General features: G+C 70.8%; 22 protein-coding genes. 11 read left to right on the top strand and 11 right to left on the bottom strand.

From position 1 onward, the window contains the following. Window positions 1-35 precede the first annotated feature (35 nt). Both ABZ567_RS24195 and ABZ567_RS24190 read right to left on the bottom strand, forming a co-directional pair. Window positions 36-1,334 carry a hypothetical protein gene (locus tag ABZ567_RS24195; RefSeq protein ID WP_360793304.1) on the bottom strand — a complete coding sequence of 433 codons (1,299 nt, stop codon included), beginning with the start codon at window positions 1,332-1,334 and terminating at the stop codon, window positions 36-38. A gap of 146 nt (window positions 1,335-1,480) precedes the next feature. Then, the gene (locus ABZ567_RS24190) at window positions 1,481-2,377 is read right to left on the bottom strand and encodes an NAD(P)-binding domain-containing protein (protein ID WP_360793302.1); all 897 of its coding nucleotides are present in this window, start codon (window positions 2,375-2,377) and stop codon (window positions 1,481-1,483) included. A gap of 60 nt (window positions 2,378-2,437) precedes the next feature. On the opposite strand from ABZ567_RS24190, the gene ABZ567_RS24185 reads away from it, so the two are divergent. From ABZ567_RS24185 to ABZ567_RS24170, 4 genes are all read left to right on the top strand, one after another. Continuing rightward, entirely contained in the window at window positions 2,438-2,845 is a 408-nt protein-coding gene (locus ABZ567_RS24185) for a MerR family transcriptional regulator (protein ID WP_360793300.1), read from the top strand. Between the two features lie 109 nt (window positions 2,846-2,954). Then, window positions 2,955-4,592 carry a penicillin-binding transpeptidase domain-containing protein gene (locus ABZ567_RS24180; protein WP_360793298.1) on the top strand — a complete coding sequence of 546 codons (1,638 nt, stop codon included), beginning with the start codon at window positions 2,955-2,957 and terminating at the stop codon, window positions 4,590-4,592. A gap of 75 nt (window positions 4,593-4,667) precedes the next feature. Further along, window positions 4,668-5,159: a YbaK/EbsC family protein gene (locus tag ABZ567_RS24175; RefSeq protein ID WP_360793296.1), complete on the top strand. Its 492-nt coding sequence runs from the start codon at window positions 4,668-4,670 to the stop codon at window positions 5,157-5,159. Continuing rightward, window positions 5,156-6,007, top strand: coding sequence for an EamA family transporter (locus tag ABZ567_RS24170; protein ID WP_360793294.1), 852 nt, complete (start codon window positions 5,156-5,158; stop codon window positions 6,005-6,007). Before ABZ567_RS24175 ends, ABZ567_RS24170 begins: the two co-directional genes overlap by 4 nt. Before the next feature lie 42 nt (window positions 6,008-6,049). Here the strand turns inward: ABZ567_RS24170 and ABZ567_RS24165 are convergent, their stop codons facing one another. Continuing rightward, window positions 6,050-6,313, bottom strand: a complete 264-nt coding sequence (locus ABZ567_RS24165) for a hypothetical protein (protein ID WP_360793292.1) — start codon at window positions 6,311-6,313, stop codon at window positions 6,050-6,052. Beyond that, window positions 6,310-6,738, bottom strand: coding sequence for an ATP-binding protein (locus tag ABZ567_RS24160; protein ID WP_360793290.1), 429 nt, complete (start codon window positions 6,736-6,738; stop codon window positions 6,310-6,312). The genes ABZ567_RS24165 and ABZ567_RS24160 overlap by 4 nt, the downstream gene beginning before the upstream one ends. A gap of 587 nt (window positions 6,739-7,325) precedes the next feature. Here ABZ567_RS24160 and ABZ567_RS24155 point away from each other — a divergent pair. Both ABZ567_RS24155 and ABZ567_RS24150 read left to right on the top strand, forming a co-directional pair. Further along, a complete protein-coding gene (locus tag ABZ567_RS24155) occupies window positions 7,326-8,189 on the top strand; it encodes a helix-turn-helix transcriptional regulator (protein ID WP_360793288.1) in 864 nt (287 codons plus the stop codon). Window positions 8,190-8,195: 6 nt separating this feature from the next. Further along, window positions 8,196-8,399, top strand: a complete 204-nt coding sequence (locus ABZ567_RS24150) for a DUF397 domain-containing protein (RefSeq protein WP_360793286.1) — start codon at window positions 8,196-8,198, stop codon at window positions 8,397-8,399. A gap of 60 nt (window positions 8,400-8,459) precedes the next feature. On the opposite strand, the gene ABZ567_RS24145 is transcribed toward ABZ567_RS24150, so the two are convergent. The 3 genes from ABZ567_RS24145 to ABZ567_RS24135 are packed head-to-tail and all read right to left on the bottom strand — an operon-like array spanning window position 8,460 to window position 10,064. After that, window positions 8,460-9,308 (bottom strand): helix-turn-helix transcriptional regulator, encoded by an 849-nt coding sequence (locus tag ABZ567_RS24145; RefSeq protein WP_360793284.1) that lies wholly within the window; start codon window positions 9,306-9,308, stop codon window positions 8,460-8,462. Between the two features lie 14 nt (window positions 9,309-9,322). Next, window positions 9,323-9,838, bottom strand: coding sequence for a DUF6879 family protein (locus ABZ567_RS24140; protein WP_360793282.1), 516 nt, complete (start codon window positions 9,836-9,838; stop codon window positions 9,323-9,325). Further along, window positions 9,810-10,064, bottom strand: a complete 255-nt coding sequence (locus tag ABZ567_RS24135; RefSeq protein WP_360793280.1) for a hypothetical protein — start codon at window positions 10,062-10,064, stop codon at window positions 9,810-9,812. Before ABZ567_RS24135 ends, ABZ567_RS24140 begins: the two co-directional genes overlap by 29 nt. Before the next feature lie 456 nt (window positions 10,065-10,520). Between ABZ567_RS24135 and ABZ567_RS24130 the strand changes: the two genes are divergently transcribed. The 4 genes from ABZ567_RS24130 (at window position 10,521) to ABZ567_RS24115 (ending at window position 13,917) form a co-directional block, all read left to right on the top strand. After that, window positions 10,521-10,652 carry a hypothetical protein gene (locus ABZ567_RS24130; RefSeq protein WP_360793278.1) on the top strand — a complete coding sequence of 44 codons (132 nt, stop codon included), beginning with the start codon at window positions 10,521-10,523 and terminating at the stop codon, window positions 10,650-10,652. Between the two features lie 5 nt (window positions 10,653-10,657). Continuing rightward, a complete protein-coding gene (locus ABZ567_RS24125; protein WP_360793276.1) occupies window positions 10,658-11,836 on the top strand; it encodes a methyltransferase domain-containing protein in 1,179 nt (392 codons plus the stop codon). 65 nt (window positions 11,837-11,901) lie between these two features. After that, a complete protein-coding gene (locus ABZ567_RS24120; protein WP_360793274.1) occupies window positions 11,902-12,552 on the top strand; it encodes a YdcF family protein in 651 nt (216 codons plus the stop codon). 222 nt (window positions 12,553-12,774) lie between these two features. Then, window positions 12,775-13,917 carry a teichoic acid biosynthesis protein C gene (locus tag ABZ567_RS24115; RefSeq protein ID WP_360793272.1) on the top strand — a complete coding sequence of 381 codons (1,143 nt, stop codon included), beginning with the start codon at window positions 12,775-12,777 and terminating at the stop codon, window positions 13,915-13,917. Between the two features lie 58 nt (window positions 13,918-13,975). Here the strand turns inward: ABZ567_RS24115 and ABZ567_RS24110 are convergent, their stop codons facing one another. After that, window positions 13,976-14,767: an SDR family oxidoreductase gene (locus ABZ567_RS24110; protein WP_360793270.1), complete on the bottom strand. Its 792-nt coding sequence runs from the start codon at window positions 14,765-14,767 to the stop codon at window positions 13,976-13,978. A 144-nt stretch (window positions 14,768-14,911) separates the two neighbouring features. On the opposite strand from ABZ567_RS24110, the gene ABZ567_RS24105 reads away from it, so the two are divergent. Beyond that, a complete protein-coding gene (locus ABZ567_RS24105; RefSeq protein WP_360793268.1) occupies window positions 14,912-15,529 on the top strand; it encodes a LysE family transporter in 618 nt (205 codons plus the stop codon). A gap of 90 nt (window positions 15,530-15,619) precedes the next feature. Here ABZ567_RS24105 and ABZ567_RS24100 read toward each other — a convergent pair whose 3' ends face one another. The 3 genes from ABZ567_RS24100 to cbiQ all read right to left on the bottom strand — a co-directional run bounded on the left by ABZ567_RS24100 (window position 15,620) and on the right by cbiQ (window position 18,436). Beyond that, a complete protein-coding gene (locus tag ABZ567_RS24100; protein WP_360793569.1) occupies window positions 15,620-16,798 on the bottom strand; it encodes a serine hydrolase domain-containing protein in 1,179 nt (392 codons plus the stop codon). A gap of 130 nt (window positions 16,799-16,928) precedes the next feature. Beyond that, the gene (locus ABZ567_RS24095; protein ID WP_360793266.1) at window positions 16,929-17,675 is read right to left on the bottom strand and encodes an ABC transporter ATP-binding protein; all 747 of its coding nucleotides are present in this window, start codon (window positions 17,673-17,675) and stop codon (window positions 16,929-16,931) included. Further along, entirely contained in the window at window positions 17,672-18,436 is a 765-nt protein-coding gene (gene cbiQ / locus ABZ567_RS24090) for a cobalt ECF transporter T component CbiQ (RefSeq protein WP_360793264.1), read from the bottom strand. The genes ABZ567_RS24095 and cbiQ overlap by 4 nt, the downstream gene beginning before the upstream one ends. Between the last annotated feature and the right edge of the window lies 1 nt (window position 18,437).

Raw genomic sequence — 18,437 nt, 5'->3', positions numbered from 1 at the left:
GACCGGTGGTCGCGCCCCCTCGGTTCTCTTCTCTCCTACGCCTTGTCGATCGAGAACACCACCCGGACCCCGTCGGTCGAGTTGATCCGCTCGTTGAGACCCCAGATGCGGCCCGTCACTGGTGCGTATCCCAGGTTCTGGGTGTAGACGGGCGAGGTCGTCAGGACGTGCGGGGCGGTGTTCGCGGCCGCCTTGTGGATGCAGGAGTACCGCGCGCCCGACGGGTCGCCGGAGCCGCCGCCCACTCCGGTGGGGCAGTCACCGGCGAGGAACCAGCTGGTGCCGTCGGTGGCGGCGCCCTGCATGGCCCAGATCGGGGAGGAGTACGCGACGGTGGCGTGCCCGTAGGGCAGGGCGGTGCCGGCGTCGAGGGCCCAGCGGATCACCCGGCCGCCCGCGGCGCCCGGCTTGTACTCGGCGGACACCAGGCCGTCCTGGCCGGTGCGGTCCAGGCTCAGGGAGTTGAGGCAGGGCCGGTCCTTGGGGGCGGTGGCGGCGGCGTCGCCGACCGAGCAGGCGCCGCCGTCGGCGGTGGTGACGTACTCGCCGATCATCGGCAGCGCGTAGTTGCTCCAACGGGCCGACGAGGTCGAGCCGGTGACGCCGACCGCTTCGGTGCTGGAGTTGACCTGCCAGATGTGCCGCAGGTCGTACACCTGGAGCCAGCGCCCGTTGGCGACGAACACCTTGTTGCCGTACCAGACCACGCCGTCGCTGTGGCTGGAGACGCGGGTGAAGCTGCCCTTGCCGTTCGCGTCGACGGTGGGGCGTACGAGGAGCAGGTGGTTGTAGCGGATCTGCCCGCCCTCGGTGTTGACGAGGCTGACCCGGCTGAACTCGTTGGCGACGCGGGCGCCGCCGGTCTGCATGCCCCGGCTGAAGTGCCAGGACGCCAGGAAGGCGGTCCGTCCGTCCACCTTGCCGTCGGGCTGGGCGTCATGAGAACCGGTCAGGCCCTGCGGGGTCCAGCCACCGGCGTCCGTGTACGAGTTGGAGGTGTCGTCGCCCTTGTCCCAGCAGAAGCCGCCGGGGTTGAGGGATGCGGAGAGGCCGGTGGCGTGGCACAGGCCGTTGCTTCCGGTGCGCCCGCCGGAGGTGAGGACCTGGGTGGCGTTGCGGACGGTCACGGCCCCCTGGGACTCGACGGCCTTGATGGCCGCGTCGTTCTCGGCGAACGAGTTCCCGGCCCGCAACTGGAACGTGGCGACGGTCGCCGCGTCGACCTGCCCGAAGGGCATGGCGGCCTGTGCGGGGCCCGCGGCCACGAGGCACGAGGCGAGTGCCAGGAAGGCCGTGCCGAGCACGGCGAGATGTCTACGGATTGTCTGAGCCATGCCACGAGATCCTAGGCGGCCCCGTCATCGGTGCCGGCGTTGGTGCTGGTCCCGGCGCTGGTGCTGATCCCGGCACCGGCGCTCTTATGGAGACAGCGATCAGGCGTCGGCCGCCTGGTCCCGTCCTCAGACGTCGGCCTCAGCGGTCAGGCGTCGGCGGGCTTGGTGAACTCCTGGATCAGGACGGGGTACTGCTCCCCGCCGTGCCCCGCGGCGATCGCCCGGTCGGCCATCGCCTTGAACAGCTTCGGCAGCTCCGCGTTGACCCCGACCGCCTCGCTCTCCTCGATGAGGTGGGTCATCGCCCGCGCGTCGGTCTCCAGGGCGGACACCTCGGCCGGGAAGGAGCCTCGGTCGATCTGCTCGGCGTACCCGGGCAGCCATTCGGCCACCACGGCGGCGATCTGCCGGGCGAACGGCGCGTACGTCGCCGCGTCGACGCCGGCCGTCCTGAGCAGGGCGGTGCCCTGGAGCCAGGCGTTGAGGACGCCCCACATCATGGCGAGTCCCGCGACGTCGTACAGGGACGCGAGCCCGTGGTCCTCCCCGAGGTGGGTGACGGTGCCGAGCGCGCCGAGCGTGGACGCGTACTCCTCGAAGACGGACCGCGGCCCGCTGTGCAGGATGATCGCCTCTGCTGTCCCGATCACGGGCGGTACGGCCATGATGGCGCCGTCCAGGTAGCGGGCGCCGCGCTCCCCGGCCCAGCGGGCGGTCTCCCGGGCCTGGGCCGAGTCGCCCGAGGTCAGGTTGACCAGCGTCGTACCGTCGAGGTCGACGTCGCTCGCGCCGAGCAGATCGCGCACGGCGGCGTAGTCGGTGACGCAGACGATCGTCAGAGAACCCGCGCGGACCGCGTCGGCGACCGTCGGGGCCAGCCGGGCGCCGCCCGCGACCAGCCGGTCCGCCTTGGACGCGGTGCGGTTCCAGACGGTGGTGGGGTGGCCGGCCCTCAGGAACGCGTCGGCGAGTGCCTGGCCCATCAGGCCAAGTCCCAGGACGGTGACGGGAGTAGCGGATGCGGTGGTGTTGTTGTCGGTCATGACGGCATCGTCGACGTTGATAACGGTGTGAAGGTCAAGAAAGTCAAAGGGGGAACTTCGATGCGGATCGGAGAGCTGAGCCGCCGGACGGGCGTGCACACGCATCAGCTGCGCTACTACGAGGCCCAGGGCCTCCTCGACGCCGAGCGCGGCGCGAACGGCTACCGCGAGTACGACGAGGGCGCCGAGCTGCGGGTGCGGCAGATCCGGCACCTCCTCGGCGCGGGACCGTCCTCCGAGGACATCGCGTACCTGCTGCCCTGCGCGGTCGGGGAGACGCCGGAGCTGCTCGGGTGCCCGGAGCTGCTGACCGCGATGCGGTCGCGGATGCGGCGGCTGGACGACCGGATGGAGGAGCTGGCACGGTCGCGCGCCGCTCTCGCCGTGTACATCGACGCGGCCGAGCGCACGAGCGGCGAGCACTACCCGCCCTTCGACGGTTCCGGCCTGGAGCCGGTGTCCGTCTGACCGTCCCGGACGTCCCCTCCCACCCACGTGACGGATGTGCCGATAGTTGCTCGACACACAGAAGGGCCGCTGCTTGACTGGACGGCCACCTGGGGAGGGGAACGCAGTCATGCGCAGTGGAGCCAAGGTCGCGGTGGTCGGGGGCGTGTTCGTCGTCGTGGCGGGCGGCGTCGGCTACGGGGGCTACAACCTGTGGAACGGCGTCACGGGCGGGGACCAGACCGTGGGGGTCCGGTCGGAGGACGCGCCGAGGACGGGACCGGTCACCGGCGAGGAGGTCACCGCCACCGCGCGGGACTTCCTGGCCGCCTGGGCCGCCGGGGAGCCGGAGAAGGCCGGGCAGCTGACGAACGACCCGGTCACGGCGGGGCCCGCCGTGGCGGCCTACCGGGAGGGCGCGGCGGTCACGGAGGCGGTCATCACGCCGGGGCCGGCCGTCGGGCCGAAGGTGCCGTTCACGGTGAAGGCGACGATCACGTACGAGGGCGTGTCGAAGCCCTGGTCGTACGCCTCCGAGCTGACCGTCGTCCGGGGGCAGACCACCGGCCGCCCCCTGGTGAAGTGGGCGCCGTCCGTGCTCCACCCGAAGCTGACCACCGCCGGGACCCTGCGTACGGGCGAGGCGAAGGCCCCGTCCGTGAAGGCCCTCGACCGGAACGGCGACGAGCTGTCGGTGGAGAAGTACCCCTCCCTCGCGCCGATCGTCGCCGACCTGCGCACGCGGTACGGGGCGAAGACCGGCGGCACGGCCGGCATCGAGACATGGATCGACTCGGGCAGCGAGACCGTCCCCGGCACCACGGTCCTGGTCCTGCGGAAGGGCAGGCCGGGCACCCTGAAGACCACCATCGACCCGGTGGTCCAGGCGGCGGCCGAGAAGGCGGTCAAGGCGTACGGGAAGGCGGCGGTGGCGGCGATCGAACCGTCGACGGGCGCGATACGGGCGGTCGCGAACAGCCCGGCGGGCGGCTTCAACACGGCGTTCCTGGGCAAGCAGGCCCCGGGCTCCACGATGAAGATCGTGACGGCGGCGATGATGATGCAACAGGGGGTGGCGACGCCCGGCGACCGGGTCGAGTGTCCCGCCGATGTCGTGTCGAGAAGTCAGACCTTCCAGAACCTCGACAGGTTCAGCATCGCCGACGGCACCCTCTCCGACGCGTTCCGCCGCTCCTGCAACACCGCCTTCATCAAGGCGATCAGCCCCCTCGCCGACAAGAAGATCGCGGACACCGTCCTCGGAAAGACCGCCCGCGACTCCTTCGGCATCGGCCTCAACTGGCAGGTGGGCGTCCCGGCGGCGGACGGCAGCGTCCCCGAGTCGGCCGGGAGCGAGACGCCCGCCTCGTACATCGGCCAGGGCAGGATCACGATGAGCGCCCTGAACGTCGCCTCGCTCTCCGCGACCGCGAAGAACGGCGGCTTCCTCCAGCCGTACCTGGTGGCGAAGAGCCTCGACGAACGGGAGTTCGCGACGGCCGGCCGCCTCTCCCCCGATGTCGCCTCGGGGCTGCGCGGGATGATGAAGGCGACGGCGACGAACGGCACCGGCGCCGAGGCGATGGCCGGCGTCCCCTCCCCGAAGGGCGCCAAGACGGGCTCCGCCGAGGTGGACGGCCAGGCCACCTCCAACAGCTGGTTCACCGGCTACTCGGGTGACCTCGCGGCGGCGGCGGTCGTCGAGGAGGGCGGCCACGGTGGCGACGCTGCGGGCCCGGTGGTCGCGAAGGTCCTGAAGGCGGGGTGACCCACCCCGGCGGGGGGTGTCCGGGGTCCGGAACCCGGTCGCGTGCCCCGTACACGGACCGCTAGCGTGCGGGCCATGACCGCAGACGGCACCTCCCCCGCGCACCCTCAGTTCGCCGCCGCCCTCCAGGAGCTGGGCCTGGACGTGGAGATCCGCCGCTTCCCGGACGAGACCCGCACCGCCCAGCAGGCCGCCGAGGCCATCGGCTGCCAGGTCTCCGAGATCGTGAAGTCGCTGATCTTCGCCGCCGACGGGGTGCCCGTCCTCGTCCTGATGGACGGCGCCTCGCGGGTGGACGTCGAGCGGGTGCGGTGGGAGCTGTGCGCGGCGAAGGTCACCCGGGCCGACGCGAAAGCGGTACGGGAGGCCACGGGGTACGCGATCGGGGGCGTCCCGCCGTTCGGGCACCGGACGCGGACCCGGGTCCTCGCCGACCGGGGCATCCTCGACCACGACGTGGTGTGGGCGGCGGCGGGAACCCCGCACACGGTCTTCGCGATGGACCCGAAGTCGCTGGTGGCACACGCGGGCGGGACTTTGGTGGACGTACGCGAGCCGTCGGCGTGACGCCGCTCGTCACCCTGGCGGTCCTGATCGCCGCCGTGACCCATGCCGGCTGGAACGCCATCGCGCACCACATGAAGGATCAGCTGCTCTCCTTCACCCTGATAACCGGCGGCGGCGCCCTGATCGGCCTGGCCACTGCCTTCTTCGTACCGCTCCCGGCGGCGGGGGCGTGGCCGTACCTGATCGCCTCCGCGCTCCTCCACGTCGGCTACCAAGCCCTGCTGATGCGCTCGTTCACGCTCGGGGACTTCGGTCAGATGTATCCGATCGCCCGGGGTACGGCACCGCTGGTCGTGACCGTGCTCGCGGCGGTCCTGCTCCACGAGGTGCCGGACGGCCGGCAGCTGCTCGGGGTGGCGGTGGCGTGCGTGGGCCTGACGGGTCTGGCCCTGTGGGGCATCCGGGGCAAGGGCGCACGCCCGCACTGGCCGGCGCTGCTCGCGGCGGGGGCGACGGGCCTGTCGATCGCGCTGTACACGGTCGTCGACGGCGTGGGGGTCCGCGCCTCCGGCACCCCGCTCGGCTACGTCGCGTGGCTGATGATCCTGGAGGGCCTGGTGATCCCCGCGTACGCCGTCTGGACCCGCCGCGGCGCTCTCCTCCCCCAACTCCGCCCGTACGCGAAGCGCGGCCTCCTCGGCGCGGCCCTCTCGGTCACGGCGTACGCCCTCGTCCTGTGGGCCCAGACGAAGGCGCCGCTGGCCCCGATCGCCGCCCTCCGCGAGTCCTCGATCATCGTGGGCGCGGCCATCGGCGCCCTCTTCTTCAAGGAACGCTTCGGCACCCCGAGGATGGCGGCGGCGGGCCTGATGGTGGTGGGCATCGGGCTGATGCTGCACGCGGGGTGAACCGGCCGTGCCTCACGGCAGGGGGGCACGGCGATCCGTCTGTCAGGAACCGGCGGGCCCCACTCCTCTCTGACCGTCGCACGAGGCGCGGAAGAAGTCCGTACGGATACGGCGGAAGCCGGTGTGGCCGGTCGCCTGGACGTGGGCGAGGCACCAGACGGCGGGGCCGCCTCCGTCGTCCGCCGCGCCCGAACCGTCCATGCACGTCGTGCACTCGGCCTCGGTGATCGGGCCGCTGCTCGTGCGGTCTTCGCGCAGTACCCAGAGGCGGGGTCGCGGGAGGGCCGGGCGGTAGGTACCGGTCACCACGGCTCACCGCCACCCACGGACAGCTCGGCCCACACCAGCTTGCCGGGCCCGTGCCGGTCGTCGATGCCCCACTTCGCGGCGAGGGTGTCGACCAGCGGGAGCCCCCAGCCGCCGTCGGCGCCGTCGACCGGAAGGGCCATCAACGGCCGTCGCTCGGAAGCGTCGTGGACCTCGATGCGGAGGGCGCCCGGCACGCGGGCGAAGTGCGTCTCGATCTCGCGACCGGGTACCCGGCCGTGCCGTACGGCGTTGGTCAGCAGCTCCGAGAGCACGAGCGAGGCGGCGCCCTCGACCGCGCACCACTCCCACCGTTCCAGTACCCGGCGCAGCTCCCGCCGGGCGAGCGGCACACTCCTGGCGGCCTGCCCCCAGCGCAGCACGACGGTTCCGTCGCCTCGGGGGTTCGTGGGTACGGCCTCCATCAGGCCACCTCCACGCCGTGGATCAGGCGCGGTCCCACGTCGACGCCATGCACGGCGAGCCACAGCGCCCGCCGCCGCTGCCGCTGCGCCCGGCCCTCTTGCCGGGCGGCCTCGTGGGGGTCGTCCAGGTAGGGACGGACGAGCCGGCTGTCCTCGCCTCGGAGGAGGGGGACGCGGGTGCGGCAGGGGGTGGTTGCCGTGGGTGCGGGGCAGCTACGGATGGGCGCTACGGGCGGGGGCGGGGCCCCACACAGGCGGCGCCGCCCGGACGGTGGCAGTAACAGCCGCAAGACCAGCCCGACAAGGCGGACGATAGGGTTACTCATGTTGACGCTCCTTCTGTAAGCGTTGACCACGCCCCCGGACCGGTTGCACGGTCGCGGGGGTCTCTTGTTTACGCACAGGCCGACGAAATCACCCACATGTCACCGAGTGGCAACAGTGAGTGATCAGGGCCACAGCATGCCCGTGCATCCCTGGCTAATGCAAGCCTTGCAAAATACCTGTTGACGTTCGAATCGACTTGAGCGTCGACGCGGGACCACGCACACTCGCGGATACCAGCCCGGCAGAGAAGGGACCGCACCGTGTCGGACAAGCGACCACGCCCGCCGACCGTCAGATTGCGGCGTCTCGCCGCCGAGTTGAGAAAACTGCGCGCCGAGACCGGGCTCACACGCGAGGACGTCACCGAGCGGACCGGGATCAACGAGGCGACGCTCTACCGCATTGAGCGGTCACGAACCCGGCCTCAAAAGCGGACTCTTGTCAGTTTGCTGGACATCTACCAGGCCAACCCGAACCAGCGGGCCGACCTGTTGGCGCTACAGAGCGGCTCGAACGACCAGGGTTGGCTGCGGCCGTACCATTCGGAATTGCCTGAGGAGTACACCTCGTACATCGGCTTCGAAGCGGAAGCGCGTACGGTCCGCAATTACGAGTCGCTGTTCATTCCTGGGCTCGCGCAGACCGAGCGCTACGCCTCGGAAGTCGTCAGGGGCGTCCTGCCGATGGCCAGCCAGAAGGAGATCGCACAGCGCGTTCAGGCGCGCATGGAGCGACAGGCCGTGCTCACCAAGCAGGACCCGCTGCAACTCTGGGCGATCGTGGACGAGGCCGCCCTGAGACGCCGGGTCGGCGGGGGTGACGTCATGCGAGGCCAGGTACGCCACCTGCTGGGCCTCATGTCGGAACCCCACGTCACGTTCCAGGTGATCCCGTTCGAGAAAGGCGCACACGTCGGCATGACCGGCAGCTTCGTCCACATGGACTTTCCGGACGCGGACGACCCCGAGCTCGTCTACCTCGATACACCCGCCGGTGACCTGTTCCTGGAATCGGAAGCTGAGATCCGGCGCTACAAATCGATGTTCGAGCACCTCCAGGCGGTGGCACTCGGTCCGAGCGACAGCGCCGACCTGCTGACTAGGCTTGCGGAATCACAAGACTGAGAGAAGGTGTGGGAATTGCAGGACGCCGTCGAGCCCACGTGGCGAAGCAGCAGCTACAGCAGCGGCAACGGGCAGTGTGTCGAGGTCGGGGACGACCGCCCGGGCACCGTGCCCATCCGTGACAGCAAGGCCCCCGCCGGGCCTCGTCTTTTCTTCGAGGCGGACGCCTGGGGTTCGTTCATCGGCGCCGTGCGGGCCGAGCAGTTGTAGGGCGTCCCTGGACGCGAGCGGGCGCTGGGCCACGGGGGGCACCTCCGGGAGCGCCCGCGCTCAGTCCAACGACGCCAAGGCACTCGCTACGAGCGCGCGTGCGGCAGCTCCTCGTACAGCTTCTTGGGAGAGCCCTTCAAAGGCTCGGGTGTACAGCTCCACCTGGCTGGGCTGCGTGAGTGTGGAAGCCGCATCGAGTGTGTCCGCGTGGACCCTCGAACTGTCGAAGATCGTGAACGTCGGCATGGGCCACACGGTCCGCTGCCCCGAGAACGGGACGATTCCCAGGGCGACGTTCTGAAGATCCATGACCCCGAGCAGGTGGCCCAGCTGTGCTGCCATGGTCTCAGCGCCGCACAGTCGGTACCGCAGGACCGATTCCTCCAGGACGAACGAGAACCGGTGCGCTCCGTTGTTCAGGACCGAATTTCGCCGTATGCGGGCTGCCACGGCATCGCTCACATCATTCGGGGTACCCCTGAACTCGGCGATCGAGGACAGCAACGCGGAGGCGTATCCCGGCGTCTGGAGGAACCCCGGGATGACGTCGGACACGTACACCCGGAACACACGGGTGCGCTGATAAAGGCTCTCCGTGGACTCTTGTACGCGCCGCAATCCGCTGCGTTGGAGGCTTCTCCACTGCACGTGCGCGCTGACGGACTGCCTGTTCGCCGCGACCAGGTCGGGCACCCGGTCGTCGGCGTCACAGGCTCGGCACCACGCTCGGATGTCCGAGTCGGCAGGCGGTGTCTTGGCGTTCTCGATCCGGGACGACTTCGACTCCGACCAGCCGCACCTGACAGCCAACTCCCGCCCAGTGAGCCCCGCCTCTCTGCGGATCGCGCGCAGTCGTCCTGCGAGTTCCTCGCGAGCTCTCTGAACGCTCGAAGAGGGATGTGGGGGCATGGAGCCGGCTTTCGTCAGACCTCGTACAGGTGGTGCGGGACCCCTCGTCGCCAGACCGCTTCGAAGGCGGTGGTGCACAGCTTCACGGTCTCGGGGGCCTCGGTGATCTCATCCTCGACCACCACGCCGTCACCGGAGAAGTGGTGCACCCGAAGAAGCGTGTCGTCGAACAGCCAGAAGTCGTTTCCGGGCAGGGGAATGCTCGTGGCCTGTCGTCGGGGTAGCCAACGGACTTCCTCACCAGCCGTGACGTTGGCGTGGGTGACGTAGTGCTCCCACCGGATGTACTCCGTCACAGGCTCGGAGACAATCCGAGCCCGGCGGATCGACACACCCCGGGCCACCGTTTCGCTGATCAACTGATCGTACGGGTGCCACCAGGACGCCCGATCGCTCCAGTTGATGCGCTCACCGCGCCTCCACGCTTCAAAGCGGTCGGTGGGAGCGTACGAGTCCCGCAGCTCCAGATGAACGGCGGACCGCTCGCACCGGCCAAGCAGTTCAGCGAAGCTGGGCACGTTCGACGGCATCACATGCCTCCCTGATCATCGGAATCATGCGGGCCGGAATCCTGACGATGGCCTCGCTGTCAGGGACCGGCCCGTTTGCGGGGCTGGCGGCCTCGCAGTGGGCCTGAGTCTCCGCGCTCGGCTTCCATCCCTGAAACAAGATCTCCTGAGCTTCGGCGTCCGCCCACACCGTCGGGCAGTGGTCACGATCGGTGTTGGGGTCGATGCCGACGAACTTTACAGCCATGGATGGCTCCCTGGGCTAGGCGCTTGCTCGGGCTTGCACGAGCATCACTGAGCAGCGGTAATGACGTCAATGGCGCGTCCGTACAGAGTAATTGGCATGCAAACTCATGCAAGTTCGTAGTCCCCCCGAAGGGCGACCTCCTAGCGTCGACGTGCACCACCAACACGAAGGGAACAGCCCCCATGGCCGGCGCGAGCGACACTGACGCGAACAGCGACGAGTACGGCACGTACGCACCAGCGGGCGAGACATGCCCCGTGTGCAGGAAAGCGATCAAGTCGCTTGAGCCCGTACGGCGGGGCTCGCTGGTGCGCGCGTCGGGGCGCACGCTCGTGGTCTACCGGCACAGCGCGTGTGTGCGACATGGGCAGCCGTGAGTACCCCGGTGTCCGCGAGGCGAAGGTGGATCGACCACCAGGCCGGATTCACAGGAACATCACCCGAGAGGAGAGCACGATGGGTTGGGGAACGGGCAAGGGCGGAGGCGGAGGCGGAGGGCAGCACTCCGGGCCGAAGGACCCGGGGACGGCCAAGCCGTCGAGTGACACGGCCAAGCCGAAGGACCCGCCGAAGCACAAGAAGGACTAGCGCGAGTGACGACGGATCTCGAAGCGGTCGAGCGAATCGCCATCCGTGAGTTGCTCAGCGCGGTCGCCGGCGACCTGGGAGCGTCCATGAGACCGGAGTGGGAGCGGGCGGCATGGGGCGTTCCCCGCTCCGTGTACGTACCCGACCGCATCTATCTGGGTGACGAGCTGGAGGCGTGTGACCGCGCTGACGACCCGAAGGCCTGGCTACGGGCGGTCTACGCCAACGACAGCGTCGTGTCGCAGGTCAACGACGGGCAGGACCCCGGAGACGGCGAACGCTGGGCTTCGTCGTCCGCGAGCGCACCGAGCATCGTGTTCCGGATGCTGCACATGGCGGACGTGGGCGAGGGTCACAGGGTCCTGGAGATCGGCACCGGAACGGGCTGGAACGCGGGGCTCCTGTCCTATGTCGCCGGCCCGGAGAACGTGACGACCATCGAAGTGGACCCGACGCTGGCGGCCAGAGCCAAGGACCGTCTGTGGAAGGAGGGGCTGAGAGCGGAAGTGGTCGTCGGCGACGGCTCCATGGGCCATGCGGACAGCGCCCCGTATGACCGTTTGGTGGGGACGTGCTCCGTACGGTCCATCTCCCGTTCGTGGCTCGAACAGGTCCGTCCCGGCGGCGTCATCCTCACCCCGTGGGACTCCCCCTGGTTCTGCTACGGCCTGCTGCGCATGACCGTGGACGACACCGGAAGGGCGGAGGGGCGGTTCTCGCCGCACTCCGCCTTCATGCTCATGAGGAACCAGCGCACCGCCCTACGGATCTTCCGGGACGTGGTCCGCGAGGACCACCTGCCCGACGAATCGACTACGGCTCTGTCGCCATGGGACGTGGCAGGGGACGACGTCGACGCGCAGTTCGCTTTGGGGCTCCAGCTCCGCGACGTGTGGCGCACGTGGCACGAGGACCCCGATGTGGACGGCGTGAAAACTCGCCTGTGGGTCGCGACGACCGATGCGACGTCCTGGGCGGCCGTGGACTGGGACGGAACGTCGGACGACCGGTTCACGGTCTGGCAGCACGGCCCCCGACGCCTGTGGGACGAGGTGCAAGCGGCCTACGCGTGGTGGACGTGGCACAGTCGCCCCGGGCCCGAGCGGTTCGGGCTGACCGTGACCGCCACGGGTGAGACTCGATGGCTGGACACCCCTGAACACCGCGTCCCCGTGACGGGTTGACGCTCGAAGCGGCCGCGGGGCCGATGGCCGTGGCAGACTTCCGGCACCGACCAGGAGACACCCCCGTGATCACCCCTCAGGACTGGGCCGATGCCCGGCTGCTCTGGGACTTCCAGCAGATGGGGCACGAACCCCGCCCCTGCTCCGTGGCGATCGGGCTCGGGAGTCACGATCTCGGGGTCGCCGACGTGGCCGTCGGGCTTTACCGGCGCGGGCTCGTGCCGCTGCTCGTCTTCACCGGGGCCACCAGTCGGACCACTCGGGAGCGGATGCCACGGGGCGAGGCCGAGCACTACCGTGAGCGGGCACTGGAGTTGGGGGTGCCCGGGGGTGCGGTGCTCGTCGAGCCTCGGGCCCGTAACACCGGGGAGAACATCCGGTTCTCGCGGGAGCTGCTCGCCGAGCAGCGGGTCAGCGTCTCCTCCGTGCTGCTCGTCAGCAAGCCGTACGAGGAGCGGCGGGCGTACGCGACCCTCCGCAAGCTGTGGCCGGAGGTCGATGTCGTGTGCGCTTCCTCCCGCATGACACTCGCCGCGTACGTGGACTCGATCGGTGACGGCCGTCTCGTGCTCGACATGCTTGTCGGCGCCGTACAGCGGCTCATCGTCTACCCGGCGCTCGGCTTCATGGTCGAACAAGAGGTCCCCGTGCCCGTCGCCTCCGCGTACGAGCGGCTCCGGGACCGGGGGTACACCGGGCGGCTCGTCTCGGACTGAGGGAACTCGGGTGCCTCGTCGTGGTGCGTATGGGCCTCTGCCCCACCCCCCCCCATGGCCCCTCGCAGCACCACCCTCTCCAGAAGTCCCCGCGCTCGACGCACCCACTGGGCGGGCCCGGTTACGCCGACCCCCCGGCGACCACCCCGGGCCGGTGCGTAGCCCTTCGACCCGCCTGCGAGGATGCTTCTGTTTCGTCAAACGGTAAACAGAGGTAGGAATATGAACGACATTCAGCTGAACCGACGCAACTTCCTCTCCTTGGGCGGCGTGGCCGCGCTCTCCTTCGCGGGTATCGGGGCGACCGCTGGGTCCGCGCACGCGGCGGGCAGCCTGCCGGCGTCCCCGCTGATCAGGGTCGAGGGCAACACCGGGCCGGCCTACTTCCGCGAGGTGACTCTGCAGGAGGGGACCGTCATCCAGTCCATAGGGTTCGACAACGTCAACCGTCGGCTCTACTACGCCCAGCTCATCGGAGGCGGCCGTCAGCTGAAGGGGGAGTCGGCGCCTCTCTCCGGTGCCACGCGCGATCTGCACGGCGACCTCGCGATCACCGAGTGGACGCTCGGCGCCGACGCGGCGGACGGCGACGGCACCGGCCGGATCACGGGCTACATGTACCTGCGCGGCTTCGGGCACGGCGTCGGCATCGGCGTCGAGCCGTCCGGCACCAGCACCTACCTGTGGACCGAGACCGACGCCGTCCAGGACGTCGAGGACGGGACGAGCCGGGGCCGGCGCCTGTGCCGCTTCAAGTTCGTCTCCTCCAGCACCCCGCTGGACGCCACCAGCACGTCGCTCCAGAAGTTCACCCCCGTCCCGGGCAGCGTGAACAACACCGCGAGCATCGACCCGGTCAACAACCGCCTTGTGGTCCGGTACAGCCTGAACGGGATGCGTTACCGCGTCTACGACCTGACCCAGGCCCGCGCGGGGGACTTCAGCACCCCCCTGGCGGAGATCGCCGAGCCCGCCATCTCGATCGACCGCAACCGCTACGGCAAGCCGTCGTTCCAGGGCTACGCGGCGGCCGGGCAGTACCTGTACATGCTGCACGGCAACTCGTACGGCTACACCCAGGACCACGACGGCAACGCGTCGACGCCCAACATCGTCATCTCCCCGCCGGGCGAGGGCAACACCCACCTGACCTCGGTCGACCTGAACACCGGGGCCGTCGTCACCACCTTCCACTCCAAGGCCGGCTACACCCTGCCGTTCCGCGAGCCCGAGGGCCTGGCCATCCAGATCCCCCAGCCGTCCCAGCCCGACGTCTTCCGCCTGTGCATGGGCTTCGCCTCGGGAGAGACGCCGGGGCAGCGCAAGGCTTCGGTCTACTACAAGGACTCCCTGATCCAGCTCTGACCGCGAGCCGCCCGAATCGCCCGAACCCCACAGCTCCTCGCGGCGCGTCGGACAGGCCCTACGGGGCCCCGTCGTCCAGGACCTCCGCGAAGTGGGTGTTCACCGCGAGCAGGCCGCCGTCCACGCGCAGGACCGTGCCCGTGATCCAGGACGCGTCCGCCGAGGCGAGGAACGCGACGGCGGCGGCCACGTCCTCGGGGGTGCCGACGCGGCCCAGGGGGTAGACGCGGTCGGCGAGGGCGGCGAGTTCGGCTTCCCTGCCCGCCCACGCCCGGGTCGCGATCGTGCCCGGGTTGATCTGGTTCACCCGGACCCCGCGCGGCGCCGCGTCGCCCGCCAGGGTGCGGGTCAGGGAGGCCAGGCCCGCCTTCGCCGCGCTGTAGGCGTGGCCGCCGAAGTCCACCTCGGCGTTGACCGAGCCGATGGTGACGATCGCCCCGCGCCCGCCGGCCGCCGCCAGGTGCGGGAGCGCCGCGCGGGCACAGCGGACGGCGCCCATGAAGGTGACGTCGTGCTGGGCGGCCCAGGCGTCGTCCGGCTCGTCCTCGAAGCGGTCGCGGTCGGGCGCGACGGGCCCGAGGGCGTTGTTGACGAGGACGTCCAGGCCGCCGAAGGCCTCCACGGCGTACGCGACCGCCGCCTCCACCGAGGACAGGTCGGCGACGTCGCAGCGCAGGGCGACCGCACCGGGGATGTCCGCCGCCGTCTTCCCGGCCTCCTCCTCGTCGAGGTCCGTGACCAGGACCCTGGCACCCTCCGCCGCGAGGCGCCGGGCGGTGGCCGCGCCGATGCCGCGCGCCGCGCCCGTGACCAGTACTCCGTATCCGTCGAACCGCCTGGTGAGTTCCATGGGCCGATCTCAGCACCGAACGCACTGCCCGCACCAGAGCCCACGACTCTGTCACCTCTCCCTCGCGCGGCGGACCCTCATCGGCTAGCGTCACGGGGCCGTCCTGAAGGCGCGGGGCCGGGCGGGTGTGGGGGGTTCGGGGACATGGCTCAGCTGATCGCCGTAGCGATCATCACCGTTCTGGCTGTCATCAGCCCCGGCGCGGACTTCGCTATGACCGTCCGCAACAGCTACCTGTACGGGCGGACGGCGGGCGTCCTCGCGGCCGTCGGGATCGCCCTCGGCGTGCTCGTCCACGTCACGTACACCATGCTGGGCGTGGGCCTGCTGGTGTCCCGGTCACCGATGCTGTTCACCGCGATGAAGCTGATCGGCGCCGCGTACCTGGTGTACATCGGGTACAGGACCTTCGTCGCCACGTCCCGGGTGGACGTCGACCTCTCGGACGACGCCGGCCTGTCGAAGGCGGGGGCGCTGCGCACCGGGTTCCTGACGAACGCGCTCAATCCCAAGACGATGCTGTTCGTCCTGAGCACGTACACGCAGGTCGTCAGCGCCGACACCCCCGTCTTGCAGCAGGTCGGCTACGGCCTGTTCATGTCGTTCGCGCACCTGGTCTGGTTCGGTCTCGCCGCGGTCCTGTTCTCCCAGGAGAGCCTGCGCGCGCGGCTGTTGCGGCGGCAGGCCGTGCTCAACAAGGTCATCGGGAGCGTCCTCGTCGGGCTCGGCGTGGTGCTCGCCCTGACGCCCGCCGTCGCCTGACCCCGCCCGTCGCCGTACCTGTCGGGCGTCGGACCTGCGGTCAGGTGCCCTGCTCCCCTTGCGACGTGGTACGTCTCCGGCGCCTCGACCCTACGCGGCGGAGAGCGGCGCCACCGACCGCACCGCCCGTACGAGCGACTGGGCGCGCGGGTCCGCCGTGACCGTCCTGCGCATGCCGTTCGTCACGTACCCGAAGGCGATCCCGGAGTCCGGGTCGGCGAAGCCGAGCGAGCCCCCGCGGCCCGGGTGGCCGAAGGAGGACGGGCCGAGGAGCGGCGACGCCGGGCCGTGCAGCATGTGGCCGAGGCCGAAGCGGGTGCCGACGAGCAGCACCTTGTCCGGGCCGGCGGACTCCTCGGTCCGCGCGAGCGTGAGGGTGTCGGGGGTGAAGAGACGGTCGTGGCCGTCGACGGGTCCGAGCGTGGCCGCGTAGAAGGCGGCGAGGGCGCGGGCGGTCGCCACGCCGGCCGAGCCGGGCAGTTCGGCGGCCCGGTAGACGGGGTCGTTCTCGTCGGGCTTGGGGTCGATGGCCCCGAAGGCGCGCCGGGTGAGGGACTCCGGGTCCTCGTACGCCTGTGTGACGGAGCGCTTGGGGCGGAGCCTGAGGGCGCCGCTCCCGGCGGGTTCGATCTCCTCGACGGGGCCGATCCGGCCGACCCGGCGGGCCTCCGCCCGGGGCAATCCGATCCACAGGTCGAGGCCGCGCGGGCCGGTGATCTCGTCGGCGACCCAGCGGCCGATGGTGCGGCCCGTGACCTGGTGGACCAGGCCGGAGAGCAGCCAGCTGAAGGTGTGGGCGTGGTAGCCGTGGGCGGTGCCGGGCTCCCAGACGGGGGCCTGGGCGGCGATCGCGGCGGTCGCCGTCTGCAGGTCGGCCGCTTCGGCGAGGGTGAGGGGGCGGTCGAGGACGGGGACGCCGGCCTGGTGCGCGAGGAGCTGCCGTACCGTCACCCGGTCCTTCCCGGCCGCCTTGAAGTCGGGCCAGTACGCGGCGACCTGGGCGTCGGGGTCGAGCAGGCCGCGCTGGTGCAGGAGCAGGGGTACGGCGGCGGCGACGCCCTTGGTGGCCGAGCGGACGACCTGGGCGGTGTCCTCGGTCCACGGGTCCGTGCCGTCGACGTCACGGCTGCCCGCCCACAGGTCGACGACCTTCACCCCGTCGCGGTGGACGGCGACGGCCGCCCCGCGCTCGCCGCGCTGCTCGAAGTTGCGCAGGAACGCGTCCCTGACCGGCTCCCAGCCCGCCGCCACCGTGCCCTGGACGTCCACCTGTGCCACGCTCCCTGTCGTTCGACCGGCTCCCATGGTGCAACGCGGCCGGTGGGAGACCGATTCCGGGGGTCGGACCACGGAGGCGGGACGTCAGACCACCTAGGCCGGTGACCGACCTGTTCCGGGGTCAGACCACCGAGGCCGGTACGAAGCCGAACGGCAGCTCCAGGCGGTGCCGGGCCATCAGCTCCTCGTCGGCGAGGATCTCGCCGGTCCGTCCGTCGGCGGCGATGACGCCCTCGCTGAGGATCACCGCGCGCGGGCAGAGCTCCAGGGCGTACGGCAGGTCGTGGGTGACCATGAGGACGGTGACGTCGAGGGAGCGGAGGATGTCGGCGAGCTCGCGGCGCGAGGCCGGGTCCAGGTTGGAGGACGGTTCGTCGAGGACGAGGATCTCCGGTTCCATGGCGAGGACGGTCGCGACGGCGACCCGGCGGCGCTGCCCGAAGGACAGGTGGTGCGGCGGCCGGTCCGCGTACTCCGCCATGCCGACCCGCTCAAGCGCACGGGCCACGACGGCCTCCAGGTCGGCGCCCCGGAGGCCCGCCGCCGCCGGGCCGAAGGCGACGTCCTCGCGGACGGTCGGCATGAACAGCTGGTCGTCGGGGTCCTGGAAGACGATGCCGACCTTGCGCCTGATCTCGGCGAGGTGTTTCCTGCCGACCGGGAGCCCGGCGACGGTGACGCCGCCCGCGCCTCCGGTGAGGATGCCGTTGAGGTGGAGGACCAGGGTGGTCTTGCCGGCGCCGTTGGGGCCGAGGATCGCGACCCGCTCGCCGCGCCCGACGGTCAGGTCCACGCCGAACAGGGCCTGGTGGCCGTCGGGGTACGCGTAGGCGAGTCCGCGGACTTCGAGAGACGGGGCAGGGGTCATCGGAGCGTCCATCCCAGGAGGCAGATCAGGAGTGCGGTGAGCGGCACCGCGGCGGCGTACGCCCATTGCGCGCGGGTCGCGGTCACCTCGTCGATGACCGGCATGGTGCCGGTGTAGCCACGGCTGACCATGGCGAGGTGGACCCGTTCCCCGCGTTCGTACGAGCGGATGAAGAGCGCGCCCGCCGTCTTGGCGAGGACGCCCCAGTGCCGTACGCCCCGCGCCTCGAAGCCGCGTGAGCGGCGGGCCACGGACATCCGGCGCATCTCGTCGGTGATGACGTCGCCGTACCGGATCATGAAGGAGGCGATCTGGACGAGCATCGGCGGCAGCCGCAGCCGCTGGAGGCCGAGGAGCAGCTCGCGCAGTTCGGTGGTGGAGGCGAGGAGCACGGAGGCGGCGACGCCGAGGGTGCCCTTGGCGAGGACGTTCCAGGCGCCCCACAGTCCGGGGACGCTCAGCGACACCCCGAGGACGGTCGTCCGCTCACCGGGCACCACGAACGGCATGAGCACCGCGAACGCGACGAACGGGATCTCGATGAGCAGCCGCTTGAGGACGAAGCCGGCCGGGACGCGGGCCTTCGCCGCCACGCCCGCGAGCAGCAGGGCGTAGAGGGCGAAGGCCCAGACGGCCTCGCGGGGCGTCGAGACGACGACCACGACGAAACCGAGGACGGCGGCGAGCTTGGTGTGCGGGGGCAGCTCGTGGACCGGCGACCGCGCGTGCCGGTAGAGCTTGTGGGCGTGCCCCGTTGCCACG

Source organism: Streptomyces sp. NPDC016459 (assembly GCF_040632845.1).
Lineage (GTDB): Bacteria > Actinomycetota > Actinomycetes > Streptomycetales > Streptomycetaceae > Streptomyces.
This window is presented reverse-complemented; position numbering and strand designations above follow the sequence as displayed.